This window comes from Streptococcus mitis (assembly GCF_001579035.1).
GTDB lineage: Bacteria > Bacillota > Bacilli > Lactobacillales > Streptococcaceae > Streptococcus > Streptococcus mitis_J.
Window position 1 is genome coordinate 17421 of record NZ_KQ970287.1, and the last position, 1899, is coordinate 19319.

General features: G+C 41.3%; 1 protein-coding gene and 1 pseudogene. Both read left to right on the top strand.

The genetic code is table 11. The annotated features are described in order from the left end of the window. Nucleotides 1-1508, top strand: a 1508-nt coding sequence (locus tag SMIDD26_RS04510; protein WP_246746903.1) for a cation:proton antiporter domain-containing protein, incomplete at its 5' end; no start/stop codon positions are given. A gap of 179 nt (nt 1509-1687) precedes the next feature. Beyond that, nucleotides 1688-1899, top strand: a pseudogene (locus tag SMIDD26_RS12775) (YihY/virulence factor BrkB family protein); the annotation flags it as partial.

Here is a 1899-nt window from a genome sequence, read left to right on the forward strand (position 1 = left end):
TCATCTTTTCAATCCTAGGCGGTTTTTTGATTGGCTTTTTAACAGCCATGACCAATCGTTTCCTCCATAGCTTCTTGCTAAGTGTGAGAGCAACGGATATTGCCAGCGAACTTTTACTAGAATTGAGTTTGCCTCTGGTGACCTTCTTCCTAGCAGAAGAAGTCCATGTTTCAGGGATTATTGCCGTTGTGGTTGCTGGGATTTTAAAGGCAAGCCGTTTTAAGAAAATCACGCTCCTCGAAGCCCAAGTGGATACGGTGACCGAGACGGTCTGGCATACAGTCAACTTTATGCTAAACGGTTCTGTCTTTGTGATTTTAGGGATGGAGCTGGAAATGATAGCAGAGCCTATCTTAACCAATCCAATCTATAATCCTCTACTTTTGCTGCTATCTCTTGTCGCCCTTACCTTTGTCCTCTTTGCTATTCGTTTTGTCATGATTTATGGCTATTATGCCTATAGGACTAGACGTCTCAAGAAAAAGCTAAATAAGTATATGAAGGATATGCTTCTCTTGACTTTTTCAGGTGTCAAGGGAACAGTGTCGATTGCTACGATTCTTCTGATACCAAGTAATTTAGAGCAGGAGTATCCCCTCTTACTTTTCCTTGTCGCAGGTGTCACGCTTGTCAGCTTTTTAACAGGTCTCGTGGTCTTGCCTCATCTTTCTGATGAAGAGGAGGAAAGCAAGGATTATCTCATGCATATCGCTATTTTGAATGAAGTAACGCTAGAGTTGGAAAAAGAGTTGGAAGGCACTAGAAATAAACTTCCCCTCTATGCGGCTATTGACAATTACCATGGACGTATTGAAAATCTCATCCTGAGTCAAGAAAATAAGGGGGCTCAAGAAGACTGGGCTGCTTTGAAACTCTTGATTCTTAGTATTGAAAGTGATGGATTGGAACAGGCCTATGAAGAGGGGAACATTAGCAATCGTGCTTACCGAGTTTACCAACGTTATCTGAAAAATATAGAACGAGGAATCAATCGTAAGTTTGCGTCACGATTGACCTATTATTTCCTTGTTTCTTTGCGGATTTTACGTTTTCTCCTTCATGAAGTTTTTACTCTCGGAAAGACCTTCCGTAGCTGGAAGGACAAGGAGCAAAGCCGTCTCCGTGCTCTTGATTATGACCAAATTGCAGAGCTCTATCTTGCCAATACAGAGATGATTATTGAAAGTTTGGAAAACCTGAAGGGAGTCTATAGACGCTCTTTGATTAGTTTTATGCAGGAGTCTCGTCTTCGTGAAACAGCTATTATCAGCAGTGGTGCCTTTGTCGAACGGGTTATTACACGTATCAAACCTAACAATATCGATGAAATGCTGAGGGGCTATTATTTGGAGCGCAAGTTGATTTTTGAATATGAAGAGAAACGATTGATTACGACCAAGTATGCCAAGAAATTACGACAAAATGTCAATAACTTAGAGAACTATTCTCTGAAGGAAGCTGCCAATACCCTGCCTTATGATATGGTGGAATTGGTAAGAAGAAATTAGTTAATACTCTTCGAAAATCTCTTCAAACCACGTCAGCGTCGCCTTACCGTAGGTATGGTTACTGACTTCGTCAGTTTCATCCACAACCTCAAAGCAGGGCTTTGAGCAACCTGCGGCTAGCTTGCTAGTTTGCTATTTGATTTTCATTGAGTATAAGATTGTAAGTGAAGGAGTGTGACATGAAGAAGTGGTGGAAAGAGCTGGTAGATAAGCCTCTATTAAAAGCTTTTTTGCATTATTATCAAGCCTCAGATAGTGAGTTGACCAGTGTTGCAGTAGCCTACTATTGGTTGATTTCGATTTTTCCCCTGCTTTTGGTGGTGGTCAATATCCTCCCTTATTTTCAGATTCCTGTGGGAGAATTTCTGGGCTTTATGAAAGACGTCCTGCC